Origin of the sequence: Microbacterium enclense (assembly GCF_001456955.1) — a bacterium.
In the GTDB taxonomy this organism is placed as follows: Bacteria; Actinomycetota; Actinomycetes; order Actinomycetales; family Microbacteriaceae; genus Microbacterium; species Microbacterium enclense.
The window spans coordinates 229,694-245,140 of the sequence record NZ_KQ758468.1 but is presented as its reverse complement, the minus strand read 5'-3'; the positions used below and the strand labels follow the sequence as shown (position 1 = coordinate 245,140).

Genomic DNA, 15,447 nt, shown 5'->3' with positions numbered 1-15,447 from the left:
CCACCGGAACCCGCGCGCCGCGGACCCTTCGACAAGCTCAGGGTCCCCGACGTCCAGGTTCCTCGACGTCGGGCCTCTCGGCGCTCAGGACCCTTCGGGTCAGTCGCGCTCGGGGTGCTCGACCGTCGCGGGCGTGCCCTTCTCGTCGGCGACGTCGGCCGCGGCATCCTGAGCCCCGACGGCCGACGGCTCACGACGGGCCGCGACCAGGCTCGCGACGGTGGCGACCGCCATCGACAGGATGATCACCGCGAGCGACACCCACGTCGAGATCTCGGGCGCCCACTCGATGGGCTCGCCGCCGTTGAGGAACGGCAGCTCGTTGACGTGCATCGCGTGCAGGATGAGTTTCACGCCGATGAAGGCGAGGATGAACGCGATCCCGTAGTGCAGGTACTTGAGGCGGTCGAGCAGGTCGCCGAGCAGGAAGTAGAGCTGACGCAGCCCCATCAGCGCGAAGAGGTTCGCGGTGAACACGATGAACGGGCTCTGCGTGATGCCGAAGATCGCAGGGATCGAGTCGATCGCGAAGAGCAGGTCGGTCACACCGATCGCGACGAACACGATGATCATCGGGGTGAACAGCTTCTTGCCGTTCACGCGCGTGATGACCTTCTTGCCGTCGTACGAATCGCTCATCGGCAGCACGCGGCGCAGCGTCCGCACGATGAGGTTCTCTTTCTGCGTGTCGTCGTCGTGATCGCCGCCGGGGAACGCCTGCCGGATCGCGGTGTAGATGAGGAACAGGCCGAACAGGTAGAACACCGGGCTGAAGTTCTCGATGATCGTCGCGCCCACGAGGATGAACGCGCCGCGCAGCACGAGCGCGATGATGATGCCCACCATCAGCACCTCCTGCTGATAACGGCGCGGCACGGCGAACTGCCCCATGATCAGCACGAAGACGAAGAGGTTGTCGATCGACAGGCTGTACTCCGTCAACCAACCGGCGACGAACTGCCCCGCGACCTCTCCCCCGGTGACGATCCACAGCACGCCCGCGAAGATGAGCGCCAGGGTGACGTAGAACACGACCCACAGCGTGGATTCCTTCGGCGAAGGGATGTGCGGGCGCTTCAGGATGATCAGCAGGTCGGCGACCAGGATCAGCACGAGCACCGCCAGGGTGATCGTCTGGAAGAGCGGGTCGAGCTGCAGCTCCATCGCGGAGGCCTTTCGTCGGGGGAAACGCTCGAGTTTATCCGCCCGTCGGGAGGCGCCGCGGGCTTATGTAAGTTCTTGGCGCGCCTCGGTGGCGTCCTGCGCCGAGCGGCCGCGAGATCAGATCCACGCGACGACGGCGACAGCGGGCGCGACGGCGCCGGACAGAGTGGGGCGGTGGCGGTGATCGATGGACGCGGCCGGACACCTTCGCACGGCGGTCTTCTGTAAATGGGTACGTCACGGAGGGCGGAGACGGCGCCGGGCGAGGCAAGAACCGCATCTCAGGTGTTCGTCACAATCTCAAGGGTCATCGCTGCCGCGAGGACGGTCGGCGCTACTCTCTGCTCGATTACAGCCTTTGCAGCACCGCTCGACTATCAGTGCGCCACCGCCGCCCGAGGGCGTCGGAAAACTCCATACTTTCCATCACATAGCCGTCGCTGACCGTGTAGGGGCGCAGTGCCCCTGCGTACTCGTTCGGAAGTATCCCGAGGTCCCAGGCAATGCGACCGACTCCGCGTTCGCGATTCAGCGCCACAAAGAGGCGCCCCGGAGGCAGGGTCACCAGCTTGATGGGCGGCTGCGTCTGCTTATGCATTGTCGCGACGATCTCGATGGAGTGGAATGTCGCGCCGCTGTCGTTGGCGATGAGCACGCCGGACACCCTCGGTTTCGCGGCCGCATCGGTGACAACCCACGCGGTCAAGCGGTTTGCTTGGCTCTTCTCCTCGACCTCTCGATCGTGTGCACGTTTCCGACGGTCACCGAAGTAAGTGAGTGCCGCGAAGCCAATCGCTCCCGTCGATACCCAGGTGGGGAGATCGCCCCACCACTGTAGTCCGTCCATCGTTTTGTCCTTCGCGTCGGCTGGCATGCGACCAGCAGGGAGCATCGCAGAAACGTGCGGCGGCTTCGCGCGAGCCCGGAGTCTCAATCGACCTATCAGCTCCACGGGACCGCAGAAGCGCCGGGCGTCACTGTCACTCTGGGCGGTGGTCGCCGCCCCTCTTATTCACCCCGCGCATCAGCCGGAACGTGGCCCTTTCCCTCTCTCATTCACCGGTGTCGCAGCTGGCGTGAGACGATCCGCCGCGGCGGGACACCTCTGTAGTGAGAGAGTGCTCATCAAGGCCTCGCCCCAGGAGCGGAACGGATGCCATGACCGATGACGTGATCGACGACAGGGCGCTGGTGGCGCGCGCAGCGGGCGGCTCGGAACAGGCATTCCGCGAGCTTTATCGCGCGTACGTCAGACCGGTGTACTGGGTCGCCTTCGGGCTCGTCGGCGACGCCGCGGACGCGGAAGACGTCGCGCAGGAGACCTTCGTCGTCGCCTGGCGCAAGATCCCCTCCCTGCGTCTCGAGGGCACGTCGTTGCTGCCCTGGCTGGCCACCGTGTGCCGGCTGCAGGCGCAGAACCGCCTGCGTGCCCGTCGTCGTCACGGCTCGCACGCCGAACTCGATGAGCAGATCCCCGCCGTCGTCGACGTCGAGGCACAGGTGGTGCAGGCGCAGACCGTCGCGGCGATCATCGCCGCCGTCGATCGGCTCAGCGAGCTGGACCGCGAGATCTTCCGGCTCTGCGCCGCCGAGGGCTACGGCTACGAAGCCGCAGCGGCGACCCTGGGCGTCTCGCACGGCACGGTGCGCAACCGCCTCTCCCGCATCCGTTCCCGGGTGCGTGCCACCGCGATGGAGACGGAGACGCCATGACCACGCCCACCCTTCCCCCGCTGTCCGCCGAGAGGGCGGATGCCATCGAGTCCGCCGTCTTCGGCCGCATCGCCGACGAGCGGCACCGGGTGCGCCGCCGCCGCCGGAACGTCTGGACGGGCGTCGGGGCGGCTGCGGCCGTCTTGCTGATCGCCGCCGTGGTCGGCCCGTCCCTGTCGACGACGCAGGGCACCAGCGGCTCGGCCGTCGTCGATGCGAGCGGCGCCGAGAGCGCACCGGACTTCTCGCAGCAGGACGAGCCCGGCGCCATCGAGGTGATCCCGGGCCAGGATGCCGCGGGCTCCAGCGCTCTCCCGGAGGGATCCGCATCCCGTGACGCAGCGACCCGCGACATCGTCGCCACCGGTTCCAGCACGGTCGAGGTCGACGACGTGCGCGCCGCGATCGATGAGGTCGCGTCCGCCGCGACGGCGGCGGGTGGCTACGTGGAATCGTCGCAGCTGGGTGGCGGGGTGGTGGCAGTCCCCTACGACGGCTCGACGAAGGCCTCAGCGGCATCCTCGGGGTTCATCACCGTGCGCGTCCCCGCCGACACCCTTCAACGGGTCATGGACGGCCTGCGCGACATCGGCGACGTCACGGCGACGACCGTCAACCGCTCCGATGTGACCGAGCAGACGGTCGACCTGGGGGCGCGCGTCGCCGCCGGCGAAGCCTCGGTCGCGCGCCTGACTGAGCTGATGGCGCAGGCGGGGTCGGTGTCCGACCTCATCACCGCCGAATCAGCACTGGCCGAGCGGCAGGCCCAGCTCGACAGCGACCGTCAGGTGCTGCAGTCGCTGGAGTCGCAGGTGGCGATGTCGTCGCTGAGCGTGCAACTCACCGAGCGCACGGCATCCGTCACCGCCGACCCTGCCGGTTTCGGCGACGGGCTTCTCGCTGGCTGGAACGGACTCGTCGCGACGCTGAACGGTGTCGTGATCGGCGTCGGCTTCCTGCTGCCGTGGATCGTCGTCGGCGGGGCAGCCTGGGCCGTCGTGTGGAGCGTGCGGCGGGCGGTGCGCCGGCGGCGGGAGGCACGGGAGGGCTGAGTCGCGAGGGGTGCGTCACGCGGCCCGCGAGGGCTGAGTCGCGCCAGACGTGAATCGGGAGGGGATGCCGGGGTGCCGGTGTCCGGTCCGATTCGGGGTCTCGGACCCCGGCGCCAGGCGCGAGGCCCCCTCTCGCTGCGCGGAGCCTCCGGGCGGTGGGGCCCAACCCGCTCATGCGGCTCCTCGTCCTGCCGGACTCGCCGAAACGACGAAGAGCCCCGACCTATCGGTCGGAGCTCTTCGTCGTGTTGGTGACCCCAGCGGGATTCTCCCTTCGCCCCCTCCACACGCCGCTGCGCGGCGCGCGGAGCCTCCGGGCGAGGGGGCCCAACCCGCCCATGCGGCTCCTCGTCCTGCCGGACTCGCCGAAACGACGAAGAGCCCCGACCTATCGGTCGGAGCTCTTCGTCGTGTTGGTGACCCCAGCGGGATTCGAACCCGCGTTACCGCCGTGAGAGGGCGGCGTACTAGGCCGCTATACGATGGGGCCGCGTCGCAACCGTTCAAGTATGCATCACGATTGACGCGCACGCAAAATCGAGGCCGAGCCGTCGAAATCCCGGGCGTGTCCCTGCACGGTACCGCGATCCGACGAACGAGGGAAGAGGCGTTAGACCCTGTTCACCCGCCGCGCCAGCGGTTGCCGCACGCCCCCGGCCAGGAGTTGACTTGCCGTCATGCGTCTCACGAAGCACGAACATGCCGCCCTCGTCGTCGTCGAGTCGGGCCACTCGCTGGTCATCGACCCCGGCAGCTTCACCTCACCGCTCGAGGACCTCGTCGGTCTCGTCGGCGTCGTCATCACGCACGAGCACCCCGACCACTGGACGCCTGAGCACCTCACCCGTCTGCAGAAGGCGCATCCCGGTGTTCCGATCTACGGCCCCGAGGGAGTCGTCGACGCCGCCGCCGGGTTCGACGTCATCGCGGTGCATCCGGGCGATCGGCTGGAACTCGGCCCGTTCGACCTCGAGTTCTCCGGAGGCCGGCACGCCGTCATCCACGAGTCCATCCCCGTCGTCGACAACGTCGGCGTCCTGGTGAACGATGCCCTGTACTACCCCGGCGACTCCTACACGGTACCCAAGCACGCGAAGGTGAAGCTTCTCGCCGCCCCGGTCGGCGCCCCGTGGCTCAAGATCGCCGAGGCGATGGACTACGTCCTCGCCGTAAAACCCGAGCGCGTCTTCGCGACCCACGACATGACGCTGTCGGTCGCGGGAAAGCAGATGGGCGACGCCCGTCTCACCTGGGCGGTCGAGCAGAACGGCGGCTCATTCGTCGACCTCAAGCCCGGCGACACCGTCGACGTCTGAGCGGGCCGCGGCGAGACGTCCGGAGTTCGGGGCGCGATCGGCCGTTTGGGGCGTGAAGAACTCGCCCCAAACGGCGGAATCCGCCCCGAACCGAAGAAACAGCGACACCAGGACACCAGCGGTCCCCGGCGCGGCGGGGAACACGCGAAAACACCGGATGCCACGAGCCTGGGGCCCGTGGCATCCGGTGTTCGTGCAGAGGTGCTTACTGCGCGTCGAGGTCGGTCTCGAGGAGGGCGACCAGTTCGTCGAGCGCCTGCTCGGCGCCCTCGCCCTCGGCCTTCAGGGTGACGACGGTGCCGTGACCGGCGCCGAGGCCCATGAGCGACAGGATGCTGCCGGCGTTCAGGTCGGCACCGCCGTTCGCCGAGATCGTGACGGGGATCTTCTTCTCCTGCACGGCCTGCACGAAGAGCTTCGCGGGGCGGGCGTGGAGTCCCGAGCTGCTGGCGATGGTGGCCTGACGTTCTGCCATGGTGAATCCTCTCGATTCGACGGGGTCTTAGGCGGCGACCGTGACGGCGGGAGCGGCCTCGGCGGCAGCGACGTCCTTCGTGCTGCGACCGATGCCCTTGAGAGCGACCACGATCAGCGCAGTCACGACGGTACCCGCGATGATCGCGAGCGGGAAACCCCACACCGGGTTGATCGCGAAGAGCACGAAGATGCCGCCGTGCGGCGCGTACGACTGCACGCCGATCAGCATGCTGAGACCACCGGTGATCGCACCTCCCACCATCGAGGCGGGGATGACGCGCAGCGGGTCGGCCGCGGCGAACGGGATCGCGCCCTCGGAGATGAACGAGGCGCCGAGCAGCCAGGCGGCCGCACCGTTCTCGCGCTCGACCGGGGTGAACTTGCCGCGGGCGAGGATGGTCGAGGCCAGGGCCATCGCGAGCGGGGGCACCATGCCGGCGGCCATGACGGCAGCCATGATCAGGTACGGCGCGGTGTTGGTCGTGGTGGCTGCGGCGAGACCGGTCGTGGCGAAGACGTAGGCGACCTTGTTGACGGGTCCGCCGAGGTCGAAGCACATCATCAGGCCCAGGATGACGCCGAGGATGATGGCGCCGGCGCCGCTGGATGCAAGGGAGGTGAGACCGTCGGTCAGCGCGGCCATCAGGGCGGCGATCGGGCGGCCGAGGAACAGGATCATCAGGCCCGAGGCGAAGATCGAGCCGAGGAACGGCACGATCACGACGGGCATGAGGCCGCGCAGCCAGCGAGGGGCGTTGAAGCGACCGAGCCACCAGGCGATGAAACCGGCGAGCAGACCGCCGATGATACCGCCGATGAAGCCGGCGTTCATGAGCACCGCGACGGCACCGGCGACGAAACCGGGAGCGATACCGGGGCGGTCGGCGATGGCGTAGGCGATGAAGCCCGCGAGCACGGCGACCAGGAAGCCCATCGAGGTCGCGCCGATCATGAAGGCGACCGAGCCGAGGTACTGGCCCAGCGGGCCGAACGACGACGTGATGTCCTCGGTGGGGAGATCCCACAGCGAGTTCTGGATGATGACGTTGGCCGCGTTCTGCGTGACCTGGTAGCCGCCGAGCAGGAAGCCCAGCGCGATCAACAGGCCGCCACCGGCGACGAAGGGGATCATGTAGCTGACACCCGTCAGCAGCCACCGCTGGATGCGACGGCCGACCGACTGCTGGGCGACCGGGGCGTCGGAGACGGATGCCGCGGCACCGCCTTGGACGCGGGCGGCGTTCGGGTTGTCGCTCGCAGCGACGGCCTCGGCGATGAGCTGCTTGGGCTGCTCGATGCCGCGCTTGACGCCCGAGCGGACGACGGGCTTGCCCGCGAAGCGCTGCGGCTCGCGCACGTCGACGTCGACCGCGAAGATCACGGCGTCGGCCTCGTCGATGACGCTCTGCGGGAGCGCCTTGTAGCCGCTCGAGCCCTGGGGCTCGACGACGAGCTCGACACCGTCGGCCTCGGCGCCGGCGGCGGTGAGCGCGTCGGCGGCCATGAAGGTGTGGGCGATGCCGGTGGCGCACGCGGTGACGGCGACGATCTTCTTCGGCTTGGTGGCAGTGCGGGCCTCGGCGCGCGTCGCAGCCGGGGCCGCAGTAGCAGCGGCCGGGGCCGCGGCAGCGGCGGCCGGGGCAGCGGCAGCAGCGGCCGGGGCCGCGGCGGTCTCGGTCGCCGGGGTGACGGCATCCGTGATGATGCGGACGGCCTCACCGGGGTTCTGCGCGGCGCGCAGGCCCGACATGAAGTCGTCGCGCATGAGGCTGCGGGCCAGCTGCGACAGCACCGACAGGTGGGCCTCGTCGGCACCGGCGGGCGCGGCGATGAGGAACACGATGTCAGCGGGTCCGTCGGGTGCGCCGAAGTCGACGCCCGGCGTTAGGCGCGCGAAGGCGAGGGTCGGCTCGGTGACCGATGCGCTGCGCGCGTGCGGGATGCCGATGCCGCCGGGCAAGCCGGTCTCGTCCTTCTGCTCGCGGGCCCAGGCGTCGTCGAAGAGCTCTTGCGCACTGGTTGCGCGGCCCTGCGCGACGACGCGCTCGGCGAGGGCGCGGATCACCGACTGCTTGTCGGTGCCCAGGGGCACGTCGAGAGTGACGAGCTCCGGAGTGATGATGTCGGACATTATCAGTGACCTCCGTGGTCAGGATGTAGCGATGGGGGTGGCGAAGTCGGTGACGACGATGGGTGCCGCGGGCAGATCGTCGGGTGTCGGGGCTTGCGTCCCCGGCAGGGTCGCGGCAGCGGCGCCGTAGGCGATGCTGCGCGCGAGGCGGTCAGGGGCCGCGGCCCCCTCGAGGTCGGCCAGCAGGTAGCCGGCGAGCGAGCTGTCGCCCGCGCCGACCGTGCTGGCGACCTGGATCTTGGGGGCGCGTCCGCGCCAGTCGCCCTCGGCGGTGAAGAGCAGCGCTCCGTCGGCACCGAGGGTCACGAGAGCGGATGCCACGCGGCCCGGCACGAGGGCGCGCGCACGGCGGGCGGCCTCCGCGAGCACGTCGGTGTCGGCGGCGGCGTCCTCGCCGACGAGTTCGGCGAGCTCTTCGTGGTTGGGCTTGATGAGATCGGGGTGGGCCTGCTCGACCACGGCGGCGAGGGCCGCGCCCGAGGCGTCGACCGCGATCTTCGGTGCCGCGCTCCCCCATCGCTCTCGAACGGCGGCAACGAGGTCGGCATAGAACGACGCGGGCACACCGGGCGGCAGCGATCCGGCGAGAACCAGCCAGGTCGCACCCTCGGCGGCGGCGACGACTCCGGCGACGACCGCCTCGGCCTCGGCGGCGGAGAGCTCGGCACCGGGGAGGTTCAGCTTCGTGGTCTCGCCGGCGGGGTCGGTGATCGTGAGGTTCGCGCGCGCACGCCCGGCGACCTCGACGATGTCGAGGTCGATGCCGGTGTCCTCGAGCAGCATGCGGTAGGGGTCGTGCGCGTTCACGGGGACGACGGCGCGGGCCGGCGCACCGGCGGCGGAGACGACGCGGGCGACGTTGACGCCCTTGCCACCGGCGTCCTCGCGCGACGAGAGGGCCCGCTGCACCTCGCCCGGGGCCAGGGCCTCGGACAGGACGACCGCGCGGTCGGCCGACGGGTTGGCGGTGAGGGTGACGATCATGCGACACGCACCTCGACGTCGGCGTCGGCGAGGGCCGCGGCGAGCGGGGCGGGCGGGGCCGCGTCGGTGACGAGCACGTCGATCTCGTCGAGTCGGGCGAAGCGCACGAGCAGTTCCTCTCCGAACTTGGCCGCGTCGGCGACGAGGACGACGCGACGGGCCGATTGGATGATGGCGGTCTTCACGGCCGCTTCTTCGGGATCGGGGGTGCTCAAGCCGAACCCGGCGCTGAGCCCGTTCGTCCCGACGAAGGCGATGTCGGGGCGCAGCAGGGAGATCGCGCGCACCGTGTGCGCGCCGACCGCCGCCGCGGTGACCCCGCGCACGCGACCGCCGATGGTGGTGAGCGACAGGTGCGCCTCGCCGGCGAGCAGGTGCGCCGCCTCGAGGGAGTGCGTCACGACCTCGACGCCGGCGGAGGACGAACCGATGGTGTCGGGCAGCATCGCGGCGACCGCAGCCGGGGTCGTGCCGCCGTCGAAGAAGATCGAGCCGCGGAAGCCGCCACCGAGCAGCGACGCCGCCTCGGCCCCGATCGCGCGCTTCGCGTCTCCCTGACGGTCACGACGCTCGGTCAGCGTCGACTCGGCGGTGCTGCCGCGGTCGGTGCTGACGGCACCGCCGTGGACGCGGCGGAGCGAACCCGACGTCTCAAGGCGGTCGAGGTCGCGGCGGACGGTCTCGGTCGTGACGTCGAAGCGACGGGCGAGGTCGACGACGCTGACGCGTCCGACGTCGCGCAGTTCGCGCTCGATGAGCTGCTGGCGCTCCATTGCGTACACGAAATCTCCTTCGAAGATTCCCACAGGATACAACACAGAACCACACAAGGCAACAGGTTCCCGTTGGAACGACCGTCGGCGAGATGCGCGAAACGTCTTCGCTGACGCCGGGATTCTCGGAAGACGAGCCGCCCGTTGTGCGTTCCGCGAGTAAGTGAGGCTATCCTTACCCACGGTCCACCGTCGGGCCCACGCCACACGATCCCTACGGAGTTCCCGGATGCCACGCGCCCGCGCCCTCGTCCTGCCCCTCGTCCTCGCGACGACCGCCCTCCTCGTCGCCGGGTGCGGCGCGTCGGAGGTGGTTCCCGAGGCGTCCGCCGCCCCCGCCGGCGAAGGGTCGACGACCTACCCGCTGACGATCGAGAACTGCGGGCGCGAGGTCACCGTCGACGCCCCGCCGAGTCGCGTCGTGTCGCTCGATCAGGACTCGACCGAGATCCTGCTCTCGCTCGGCCTTCAGGACCGCATGGTGGGAACGGCATCCTGGACCGATCCGGTGCTCGACACGCTCGCCGACGCGAACGCCGTCGTGCCCCGCCTGTCGGACAATGCTCCCTCGTACGAGGTGGTGCTCGGCTCCGACCCCGACTTCGTCACCGCCTCGTTCGGCCGCCACTTCGCCCAGGGCGGCGTCGCCACGCGCGACCGCTTCGCCGAGACCGGCATCGCTTCGTACCTCTCCCCCACCGACTGCGACGGCGACGTCAGCTTCAACGCGGGCGGCACGCGCACCACCCCCCTCACGATCGACGTGCTCTACGGCGAGATCCGCGACCTCGCGCGCGTCTTCGACGTCGCCGACCGCGGCGAGGCGCTCGTCGCGTCGCTGAAGGAGCGCGCCGCCGCCGCGACAGACGGCATCGACTTCGAGGGCCACACGGTGGCCTTCTGGTTCGCCGACACCAAGACGCCCTACGTCGCCGGCGGCTACTCGAACGCCGCCCTGTTGGCATCCACCACGAACATGACCAACGCCTTCGCCGACCAGAGCGACGACTGGCCCGCCGTGGGCTGGGAGAGCATGGTCGCCGCCGACCCCGACGTGCTCGTGCTCGGCGATCTGCAGCGCGACCGCTTCCCCGGCGACCGCCTCGACGACAAGATCGCGTTCCTCGAAAGCGACCCGCTGACGAGCACCATGACCGCGGTCAAGGAGAAGCGCTACATCGCCCTCCACGGCGCCGAGCTCAACCCCTCCATTCGCTTCGTCGACGCGCTCGACAAGATCCGCGCGTGGTGGGATGCCAACGGGAGCACGCTCTGAGCACCACCGTCGTCTCGCGCGCCCGGCTCGGTCGTGGCACCGCGGGCCTCGGCATCGTGCTCGCCGCCGTCGGTCTGGTGGTGTTGACTGCCTCGGTGGGGGTCGCGGTGACGCTCGGGCCCGCCGACGTGTCGCTGGTGAACGTGCGCGACGTGCTGCTGAACCACCTCGGACTCGCGGACATCCCGGTCAAAGCGGCGAAGAACGCGATCGTGTGGGAGGAGCGCCTCCCCCGTGCCCTGGTCGCCGCGTGCGCCGGGGCGGGACTGGCGCTCTGCGGTGTCGTGATGCAGTCGCTGCTGCGGAATCCGCTCGCCGAGCCGTTCGTGCTGGGGGTGTCGTCGGGAGCGTCGACGGGGGCGGTCGTCATCGGCGTCCTCGGTATCGGCGGCGGCGTGCTCGGGCTGTCGGGCGGGGCGTTCGTGGGGGCGCTCGTCGCCTTCGGACTCGTGCTCGTGCTCGCGCGGTTCACCTCGGGCGGCACGTCGGGGGTCATCCTCGCCGGTGTCGCCAGCACGCAGTTCTTCTCGGCGGTCACATCGCTCGTCGTCTTCGCCGTCGCCGACAGCGATGAGACGCGCGGTGTGATGTTCTGGCTGCTCGGCTCGCTCGAGGGCATGCGGTGGGACGATGTCGCGCTGTGCGCCGGGGTCGTCGTCGTCGGCGGCGTGATCTGCACGGCCGCGGCCCGCGCCCTCGACGCCTTCACCTTCGGCGACGACGTCGCCGCATCCCTCGGCATCCCGGTCGCGCAGACGCGGATCGGACTGCTCGTCGTGACGGCGCTCATGACGGCCGCGCTCGTCAGCGTCGTCGGCGCGGTCGGCTTCGTCGGCCTCGTCGTGCCGCACGCCGTCCGCCTGCTCGTCGGCCAGCGCCACGCGCGCGTCGTGCCGCTCGCCGCGGTCGTGGGCGCCGTGTTCATGGTGTGGGTGGATGCCGCCAGCCGCACCCTGTTCGCGCCGACGCCGCTGCCGGTCGGCGTGGGAACGGCGATCGTCGGCGTCCCCGTCTTCGTCGCCCTGCTGCTGCGACGGAGGGGCCGCGCATGACACTCGAAGCCCGTGACGTGCACTGGAGCCGCGGCGGTGCGCTCGTCGTCGACGGCGTCTCACTGCATCCCGAACCCGGGACCACCGTGGGCCTGCTCGGACCGAACGGCTCGGGCAAGTCGTCGCTGCTGCGCCTGCTGCAGGGGGCCGCCCGCCCCGACGCCGGCGAGGTGCTGCTCGACGATCGCCCCCTGTCGTCGTGGCGACGCCGCGACATCGCCCGCACCGTCGCGGTCGTGACGCAGCACGCCGAGACCGACGCCGACATCGTCGTGCGCGACGTCGTCAGACTCGGCCGCACGCCGCATCGCCCCGTCTGGGGCGGATCGACGGCGGGCGACGAGCAGGCCGTCGACGCCGCCCTCGCGCGTGTCGGACTGACCGACAAGGCCGACCGCCTGTGGCACACGCTCTCGGGCGGTGAACGCCAGCGCGCGCAGATCGCCCGTGCGCTGGCGCAGGAGCCTCGCGAGCTGCTGCTCGACGAGCCGACGAACCACCTCGACATCCGCCACCAGCTCGACATCCTCGCGCTCGTGTCTTCCCTGCCGGTCACGAGCATCGTGGCGCTGCACGACCTCAATCTGGCGGCGACCTATTGCGACAGCGTGCTCGTGCTGCGCGAGGGCAGAGTGGTGGCCGCCGGCACGCCGGCCGCCGTGCTGACTCCCGCCCTCATCGCCGACGTCTACGGTGTGCGAGCCCGGGTGATCCCGGATGCCGCGACGAATCGCACGACGATCCTGTTCGACGGGCCGCTGGACGACTGAGACCTTTCACGACCCGCGACATCGCGCGGGCGCAGCCGTCAGTATTCAATGACCGTGATCGTGAAGGCGACCGTCGTTCCGTCGGGACCGGTCACGGTGGCATCCGTGGTCCCGATCTCGCGCACGATGAAGCCCGGGCGGAACACCGCGCCCTCGGACGGGCCGCCCGGTGAGAACTCGGCGATCGCGACGTCGGCGGTGGTGCCGGTCCAGTCCGCCTCGGTTCCGTCCGGAACGGCCAGCACGAGCGAGGTGCCCCGGATGACGCGCACGTCGGTGCCGTCGAGATCAGCGGGGGTGACGGTGGTCGGCGGCAGCATCTGATCCATCGCCGAGGCGGAGGGAGCCGCGGAGCTTTCGGGGCCTCCGACCGACGGGTCCTCGGATGCCGTGGGCGTGCACCCGGCGACGACCAACGGCAGTGCCACGGCGAGGGCGACGGTGCTGATGCGCTTCACGAGGACCTTCTTCCGGCGGAGGCGGCGTCGAGCCGGCCGCTGCTCGGATGCTATCCCGCCCGCCGACGTCGGCTCGGAGATCCGGCCGTGTCGGCGGCGTATCACCCGTCAGTCCGCGTCGTCGGTGTCCGCGGGAGCGTTCATGGGAATCTCGACCGACGTCGTCGAGGCGCTGCCGAGCCCCAGCAGATCGGTCGGCGACGCGGCCGGCCGATCGTCGTCGGGCAGCAGCTCGGCTCTCGTGCGCGCACGCGCGGGCTCGCCGGGCAGGCCGGCCCACTCGCTCGGTTCCTCGGGTCGCTGCACGAAAAGTCCCATGGGTCCATTGTCGGCCCTGCGACGTCGATCCGCCCCGCACACGAGCCCGGGTGAGAGCACCCGCCGGACGAGAACACCCGGTACCGGGTCACGCTCACTGCGCCGCGCCTGTGTTGCCCCTCCCTGTCCACCGTGCTTTGATGAGCGAAGTCCCGGGGGGTCGAGGAGTGCCGCGCTCGATCTCTCTGCGACGGCACCGAGCCCGGTCGCCGCTCGCAGTGTCGCGAGTCGCGCTCCACGGGGGGCGTGGGGCGACGTCACGCGAGCCGGTGGCATCCGACGATCCGCGCTCGAGCGCGGCAATGGGGGTATTCATCGTGTTCATTCATCGCGCCATGCGTTCGCTGGCCTGCACGCTGTCGCTCGCCGTGGCGATAGGGCTCACGGGGGCCGGCGCCGCGCACGCGGCAGCCGATCCGGGCGACGAGGATCCGTCGACGACGGCGGGCCGTTGGCACACCGCCGACGAGCGGGCGCAGTCACGGACCGAGCAGTCGACGCCGGCCTCGCCGAACCGTCTCTTCTCCGCAGCTGCGGCACCCGCCAACGACCTGCTGGCGAATGCCACGAAGGTGACGTCGCTGCCGTTCGACGTCTCGCGGCAACCGTTCGGGGGCGCGACGCTGGAGGCGGACGAACCGGCCACCTGCCGTACGACCGACCCCGACTCGACGGAGTACTTCACCGACGGCGAGCGATCGACCTGGTACTCGTACACGTCGCCGGTCGCTCAGACGCTGTCGTTCGGCGGCGGAGTCGACGGCCGAGAGAGCATGGTCATCGCTTACGCCGCAGCGGCGATGAGCAGCCTCACCCGCATCAGTTGTACGGAGACCGGTTTCCGCGACGAGAACCACCTGCAGGCGAAGGCGGGGACCACCTACCTGTTCCAGGTGACCGACGACGCGTACAACGCGGCATCCACCGATACCGCGTCGCTGTGGATCCGCGCCAGCGCGCCCCTCTCCAACCTGTCGCCCGCGACGGCTTCCTCCGTCTCGGTGCCGAGCACGGTGACGGGGTCGATCGCGAAGGTCGACAACAACTGGTACGAGCCGTACTACGGCTCATGTGACCTCCCCTTCGTCACGATGCTGGGAACCCGGTGGTACAAATACGTCGCCACGTCGACGACGGGGATCCGCGCCGACTTCCGCGAAAGTTACTACAACGCGGATGCCGTGGTGTGGGCGTCCGACGGATCGCGGCCGACCACGCGGATCGGCTGCGTCGCACAAGGAGAGAACGACAGCAGCGGGCCTGGCTCGTACGACCGCGCGAATGCCTATGTCGACTTCGCCGTGGAACCCGGCAAGACCTACTTCATCCAGATCGGCGGCTGGAACTTCAGCGTCGGCGACTACGTGATGAAGCTCTCCACCTATCAGCTCCCGCTTCTTACCCAGATGCCGACGCCCAAGATCACAGGCACCGCGCAGGTCGGCTCGACGCTCACCGTGAACCCGGGCACGTGGGACGAAGGCACCACCCTCACCTATCAGTGGATGCGCGGCAACGGCAGCTACATCTCCGGCGCGAAGGGCACGACCTACACCGTCGGGGCTGCCGACGTGGGCACGCAGATCACCGTCGCCGTCAGCGCGACGAAACCCGGCTACTCCCCCGCGCGCAAGACGAGCGCCCCCACGGCCGTGGTGGCGAAGGGGACGCTCAGCGGCGCGACGCCCACCATCACCGGCACGACCAAGGTGGGCTACACCCTGACCGCGCGCGCCGGCACCTGGGCCCCGGCGCCCGTCGCACTGAGTTATCAGTGGGCGCGTAACGGCGTCGCCATCTCGGGGGCGACCTCGAGCACCTACAAGCTGACCTCGTCCGACAAGGGCAAGCGCATCACCGTCAAGGTCACGGGCACCAAGACGGGCTACACGACCCTGGCGAAGACCAGCGCAGCCACCGCCACGATCGGCTGACACTCTGAGGCCGGGCGCTCGCCGCCTCG

General features: G+C 70.1%; 15 protein-coding genes and 1 tRNA gene. 7 read left to right on the top strand and 9 right to left on the bottom strand.

What is annotated here, in order from left to right:
* Window positions 1–99: 99 nt before the first annotated feature.
* Together AS029_RS04535 and AS029_RS17190 are read right to left on the bottom strand one after the other, a co-directional pair.
* Window positions 100–1,164, bottom strand: a complete 1,065-nt coding sequence (locus AS029_RS04535; protein WP_058231404.1) for a TerC family protein — start codon at window positions 1,162–1,164, stop codon at window positions 100–102.
* Between the two features lie 349 nt (window positions 1,165–1,513).
* Window positions 1,514–2,011: a hypothetical protein gene (locus AS029_RS17190; protein ID WP_139168017.1), complete on the bottom strand. Its 498-nt coding sequence runs from the start codon at window positions 2,009–2,011 to the stop codon at window positions 1,514–1,516.
* Between the two features lie 311 nt (window positions 2,012–2,322).
* Here AS029_RS17190 and AS029_RS04525 point away from each other — a divergent pair, with 311 nt between their 5' ends.
* Window positions 2,323–2,877, top strand: a complete 555-nt coding sequence (locus AS029_RS04525; protein WP_058231402.1) for an RNA polymerase sigma factor — start codon at window positions 2,323–2,325, stop codon at window positions 2,875–2,877.
* Window positions 2,874–3,929 (top strand): DUF4349 domain-containing protein, encoded by a 1,056-nt coding sequence (locus tag AS029_RS04520; RefSeq protein ID WP_058231401.1) that lies wholly within the window; start codon window positions 2,874–2,876, stop codon window positions 3,927–3,929. The genes AS029_RS04525 and AS029_RS04520 overlap by 4 nt, the downstream gene beginning before the upstream one ends.
* A 414-nt stretch (window positions 3,930–4,343) precedes the next feature.
* Here AS029_RS04520 and AS029_RS04515 read toward each other — a convergent pair.
* A tRNA-Glu gene (locus AS029_RS04515) sits at window positions 4,344–4,419 on the bottom strand.
* A gap of 187 nt (window positions 4,420–4,606) precedes the next feature.
* Between AS029_RS04515 and AS029_RS04510 the strand changes: the two genes are divergently transcribed.
* A complete protein-coding gene (locus AS029_RS04510) occupies window positions 4,607–5,245 on the top strand; it encodes an MBL fold metallo-hydrolase (RefSeq protein WP_058231400.1) in 639 nt (212 codons plus the stop codon).
* A 205-nt stretch (window positions 5,246–5,450) separates the two neighbouring features.
* Here AS029_RS04510 and AS029_RS04505 read toward each other — a convergent pair whose 3' ends face one another.
* Genes AS029_RS04505 through AS029_RS04490 form a run of 4 tightly spaced genes read right to left on the bottom strand, consistent with a single transcriptional unit; the run spans window position 5,451 to window position 9,619 of the window.
* On the bottom strand, window positions 5,451–5,720 hold the full coding sequence (locus AS029_RS04505; RefSeq protein ID WP_058231399.1) for an HPr family phosphocarrier protein: 270 nt from the start codon (window positions 5,718–5,720) through the stop codon (window positions 5,451–5,453).
* Between the two features lie 27 nt (window positions 5,721–5,747).
* Complete coding sequence (locus AS029_RS04500) at window positions 5,748–7,853, bottom strand: PTS fructose transporter subunit IIABC (protein ID WP_058231398.1); 2,106 nt, start codon at window positions 7,851–7,853, stop codon at window positions 5,748–5,750.
* Between the two features lie 18 nt (window positions 7,854–7,871).
* A complete protein-coding gene (locus AS029_RS04495; protein ID WP_058231397.1) occupies window positions 7,872–8,837 on the bottom strand; it encodes a 1-phosphofructokinase family hexose kinase in 966 nt (321 codons plus the stop codon).
* Window positions 8,834–9,619, bottom strand: a complete 786-nt coding sequence (locus AS029_RS04490; RefSeq protein WP_074615845.1) for a DeoR/GlpR family DNA-binding transcription regulator — start codon at window positions 9,617–9,619, stop codon at window positions 8,834–8,836. Before AS029_RS04490 ends, AS029_RS04495 begins: the two co-directional genes overlap by 4 nt.
* 220 nt (window positions 9,620–9,839) lie before the next feature.
* Between AS029_RS04490 and AS029_RS04485 the strand changes: the two genes are divergently transcribed.
* From AS029_RS04485 to AS029_RS04475, 3 genes are read left to right on the top strand one after another with little or no spacing between them, the layout of a single operon-like run.
* On the top strand, window positions 9,840–10,886 hold the full coding sequence (locus AS029_RS04485) for an ABC transporter substrate-binding protein (RefSeq protein WP_058231395.1): 1,047 nt from the start codon (window positions 9,840–9,842) through the stop codon (window positions 10,884–10,886).
* 53 nt (window positions 10,887–10,939) lie between these two features.
* A complete protein-coding gene (locus AS029_RS04480; protein ID WP_244886979.1) occupies window positions 10,940–11,938 on the top strand; it encodes a FecCD family ABC transporter permease in 999 nt (332 codons plus the stop codon).
* On the top strand, window positions 11,935–12,708 hold the full coding sequence (locus tag AS029_RS04475; protein WP_058231394.1) for an ABC transporter ATP-binding protein: 774 nt from the start codon (window positions 11,935–11,937) through the stop codon (window positions 12,706–12,708). The genes AS029_RS04480 and AS029_RS04475 overlap by 4 nt, the downstream gene beginning before the upstream one ends.
* Before the next feature lie 38 nt (window positions 12,709–12,746).
* On the opposite strand, the gene AS029_RS04470 is transcribed toward AS029_RS04475, so the two are convergent.
* Entirely contained in the window at window positions 12,747–13,166 is a 420-nt protein-coding gene (locus AS029_RS04470) for a hypothetical protein (protein WP_058231393.1), read from the bottom strand.
* A 108-nt stretch (window positions 13,167–13,274) separates the two neighbouring features.
* Window positions 13,275–13,484: a hypothetical protein gene (locus AS029_RS04465; protein ID WP_058231392.1), complete on the bottom strand. Its 210-nt coding sequence runs from the start codon at window positions 13,482–13,484 to the stop codon at window positions 13,275–13,277.
* A 335-nt stretch (window positions 13,485–13,819) separates the two neighbouring features.
* Between AS029_RS04465 and AS029_RS04460 the strand changes: the two genes are divergently transcribed.
* Window positions 13,820–15,418 (top strand): hypothetical protein, encoded by a 1,599-nt coding sequence (locus AS029_RS04460; protein WP_139168015.1) that lies wholly within the window; start codon window positions 13,820–13,822, stop codon window positions 15,416–15,418.
* The last annotated feature ends 29 nt before the right edge of the window (window positions 15,419–15,447 follow it).

Excerpts from the sequence above, each read along its gene's own strand:
- AS029_RS04535 (WP_058231404.1), bottom strand. The coding sequence starts at position 1,164 with ATGGAGCTGCAGCTCGACCCGCTCTTCCAGACGATCACCCTGGCGGTG.
- AS029_RS17190 (WP_139168017.1), bottom strand. The coding sequence starts at position 2,011 with ATGGACGGACTACAGTGGTGGGGCGATCTCCCCACCTGGGTATCGACG.
- AS029_RS04525 (WP_058231402.1), top strand. The coding sequence starts at position 2,323 with ATGACCGATGACGTGATCGACGACAGGGCGCTGGTGGCGCGCGCAGCG.
- AS029_RS04520 (WP_058231401.1), top strand. The coding sequence starts at position 2,874 with ATGACCACGCCCACCCTTCCCCCGCTGTCCGCCGAGAGGGCGGATGCC.
- AS029_RS04510 (WP_058231400.1), top strand. The coding sequence starts at position 4,607 with ATGCGTCTCACGAAGCACGAACATGCCGCCCTCGTCGTCGTCGAGTCG.
- AS029_RS04505 (WP_058231399.1), bottom strand. The coding sequence starts at position 5,720 with ATGGCAGAACGTCAGGCCACCATCGCCAGCAGCTCGGGACTCCACGCC.
- AS029_RS04500 (WP_058231398.1), bottom strand. The coding sequence starts at position 7,853 with ATGTCCGACATCATCACTCCGGAGCTCGTCACTCTCGACGTGCCCCTG.
- AS029_RS04495 (WP_058231397.1), bottom strand. The coding sequence starts at position 8,837 with ATGATCGTCACCCTCACCGCCAACCCGTCGGCCGACCGCGCGGTCGTC.
- AS029_RS04485 (WP_058231395.1), top strand. The coding sequence starts at position 9,840 with ATGCCACGCGCCCGCGCCCTCGTCCTGCCCCTCGTCCTCGCGACGACC.
- AS029_RS04475 (WP_058231394.1), top strand. The coding sequence starts at position 11,935 with ATGACACTCGAAGCCCGTGACGTGCACTGGAGCCGCGGCGGTGCGCTC.
- AS029_RS04465 (WP_058231392.1), bottom strand. The coding sequence starts at position 13,484 with ATGGGACTTTTCGTGCAGCGACCCGAGGAACCGAGCGAGTGGGCCGGC.
- AS029_RS04460 (WP_139168015.1), top strand. The coding sequence starts at position 13,820 with ATGCGTTCGCTGGCCTGCACGCTGTCGCTCGCCGTGGCGATAGGGCTC.